This window comes from Microbacterium sp. P2_F9, from assembly GCF_056403635.1.
Genome location: NZ_JBFUFC010000296.1, coordinates 1 through 3,220, shown reverse-complemented (window position 1 = coordinate 3,220; position 3,220 = coordinate 1). Strand labels below are relative to the sequence as shown.

Sequence of the window (3,220 nt, the reverse complement as noted above, 5' to 3'; positions counted from 1 at the left end):
CTCTCGCAAAGTGGAGGAAGACCACGGATCTGACCGACGATCGAAGAGGAATCGACATGGCACTCGCGGACATCTTCACCCGCCCCACCGCCCGTCCCGCTCTCGCCCCCGAAACCMCCGCTCGCACAGACCCCGGCGGCCGCCCCGCCATCGTCTCGGAGGGACTCGCCGCGCTGGTGCGCTGGGTCGACGAGGTTGCGGCCCTGACGCAGCCGGCATCCGTCCACTGGGTCGACGGGTCGCGCACCGAGAACGAGGCGCTGCTGCGCCAGATGGTGGATGAGGGAAAGCTGATCAAGCTCAACCCGGAGTGGCGGCTCGGTTCGTACCTCGCCCGCTCGCACCCGGGCGATGTCGCCCGCACCGAGGCGCGCACCTTCATCGCATCCGAGCTCGAAACCGATGCCGGACCCACCAACAACTGGGTGGCCCCGGCCGAGATCCGCGCCACGATCACCCMGCTCTTCGAGGGCAGCATGCGTGGCCGCACGATGTACGTCGTGCCGTTCTCGATGGGCGTCGTCGGCGGGCCGCTCTCGCACATCGGCGTGCAGATCACCGACAGCGCCTACGCCGTCACCTCGATCGGCATCATGACCCGCGTCGGCACCGACGTGCTCCGCGAGATCGCCGGCGGAGCGCCGTGGGTGCGGACCGTGCACTCGGTCGGCGCGCCGCTGCAGCCGGGGGAGAAGGATGCCGCGTGGCCGTGCAACGACGAGAAGTACATCGTGCACTTCCCCGACACCCTCGAGGTGTGGTCGTACGGTTCGGGGTACGGCGGCAACGCGATCCTCGCGAAGAAGTGCTTCGCGCTGCGCATCGCCTCCGTGATCGGCCGCGATGAGGGGTGGCTCGCCGAGCACATGCTGCTGATCCGGGTCGTCTCGCCGAAGGGCAAGGCCTACCACCTGGCCGCCGCGTTCCCCTCGGCGTGCGGCAAGACCAACCTCGCGATGCTCCGCCCGACGATCCCGGGCTGGCGGGTCGAGACGATCGGCGACGACATCGCGTGGCTGCGACCCGGTGACGACGGACGCCTCTGGGCGATCAACCCCGAGGCCGGGTTCTTCGGTGTCGCCCCCGGCACCGGCGAATCGACCAACGTCGCCGCCGTCGAGACCATGTGGGGCAACACGATCTTCACGAACGTCGCGCTGCGCCCCGACGGCGACGTGTGGTGGGAAGGCCTGACGGATGTGCCGCCGGCGCACCTCACCGACTGGGAGGGCAACCCCTGGACGCCCGACATGGGGCGCCCCGCCGCGCACCCCAACTCCCGCTTCACGGTCGGCGCCGCGCAGTGCCCGCAGATCGCCGAGGACTGGGATGATCCGGCGGGCTTCCCGCTGGACGGCATCCTCTTCGGCGGACGCCGCGCCACGAATGTTCCGCTGGTCGTCGAGGCCACCGACTGGACCCACGGCGTCTTCATGGGCTCGAACATCTCCTCCGAGCGCACCGCGGCGGCCGAGGGCACGCTCGGCGAGCTGCGCCGCGACCCGTTCGCGATGCTGCCCTTCTGCGGCTACAACATGGCGGACTACTTCGCGCACTGGCTCAAGGTGGGTCAGCAGCTGCGGTTCGACCGCGCCCCGCGCATCTTCCAGGTCAACTGGTTCCGCCGCGGCACCGACGGCCGCTTCCTCTGGCCCGGCTTCGGCGACAACTCACGGGTCATCGACTGGATCATCCGCCGCATCGAAGGCGAGGTGCCCGCCGTCGACAGCGCGATCGGCCGGCTGCCGCGCGTGCAGGACCTCAACCTCGACGGGCTGACGGTCACCGAGGAAGACCTCGCCGAGCTCTTCGCGGTCGACCCTGAGCTGTGGACGCGCGAAGCTGATCTCACCGAGGAGTTCTACTCCCGCTTCGGCGGCAAGGTCCCGGCCGCGCTCCAGGCCGAGCTCGCCGCCCTGCGCTACCGCCTGAAGGTCGCCGCGCGCGCCTGACGACGGTTCCGGATGCCTCGGCCCGCCGTCCGCGGCGGCCGAGGCATCCGTCGTCTCAGACGAGGAGCTGGTGGCGGGCGAGGTCGCGGTACAGCGGCGTGGACTCGACGAGCTCGGAGTGCGTGCCCTGGCCGACGACCTGCCCGTGGTCCATGACGACGATGTGGTCGCTGTCGACGACGGTCGAGAGGCGGTGCGCGATCACGATGAGCGTCCGGCCGGTGGCGACCGCGTCGATCGCGTCGCGCATGCGCTGCTCGTTGAGCCCGTCGAGCGACGAGGTCGACTCGTCGAGCAGCAGGATCGGGGGTGCGGCCAGGAGCGCCCGCGCGATCGCGAGTCGCTGGCGCTCGCCGCCGGACAGCATCACACCGCTCTCGCCGACCGGGGCGTCGACGCCGAGCGGGCTCCGCTCGAGCACTTCGCCGAGGTTCACCGCACGCAGCACGCGCTCGCAGTCCGCATCGGATGCCTCGGGCGAGGCCAGTCGCAGGTTCTCCGCGATCGTCCCAGCCAGGGTCGGGGCATCCTGCTCCACGTAGCCCAGGCGGGCGCGGAGCCCGTCGCGGTCGATGGTGCGGGCATCCTCGCCATCGATGAGGACGGCGCCGCCGGACGGGTCGTAGAACCGCTCGATGAGGGCGAGGGTCGTGCTCTTGCCGGCTCCGGACGGTCCGACCAGCGCCACGCGAGAGCCGCGCGGCACCGAGAACGAGACGCCGCGCAGCACCTCGCCGGGGGCCAAGGCGGGCGCGTTCCCCGCTTCGAGCCCTGAGGCATCGACGCTCACATCGCCGGCCATGGTGAACGTGTCGACGTGCGCGTTCTCGAGCACGGCCAGCGCTTCGGACTCGGCCTTGCGCCGGGCCGCGACGACGGCTTCCGGGTAGCGGAAGTGCACGTCGCGGAACTCGATCGCGACCGCGGAGAGCCCGGCGTCCGGACCGCCGGCCACGGGTGCGTCCGCACCGCGGACCGATTCCGCGAGCTGGGCGTCGCCCTGGGTCTCGGTCGGCAGGTCGAGGATCTCCTGGATGCGACCGAGTGCGCCCAGCGCCTGGTTCACCGAGGTGATCGCGCCGAAGGTCGATCCCAGGGGCGCGATCAGCATGAACAGGAACATGATGAAGGTGACGAGGGCCGCAACCGTGATCGCTCCGGACGCCACCCGCAGGCCGCCGACGCCGAGCACGACCAGGAGCGACAGCTGCATCGCGATCCCGGCGATCGGCACGATGAGGGCCGACACCTTGGCGATGCGCACACCC

The 3,220-nt window shown here is 70.9% G+C and carries 2 protein-coding genes; one reads left to right on the top strand and one right to left on the bottom strand.

All coding sequences use genetic code 11. The annotated features are described in order from the left end of the window. The first annotated feature begins 56 nt into the window (after nucleotides 1–56). Entirely contained in the window at nucleotides 57–1,952 is a 1,896-nt protein-coding gene (locus AC1DVT_RS19005) for a phosphoenolpyruvate carboxykinase (GTP) (RefSeq protein WP_477390819.1), read from the top strand. Between the two features lie 55 nt (nucleotides 1,953–2,007). Here the strand turns inward: AC1DVT_RS19005 and AC1DVT_RS19000 are convergent. Further along, nucleotides 2,008–3,220, bottom strand: a 1,213-nt coding sequence (locus AC1DVT_RS19000) for an ABC transporter ATP-binding protein (RefSeq protein ID WP_477390817.1), incomplete at its 5' end; no start/stop codon positions are given.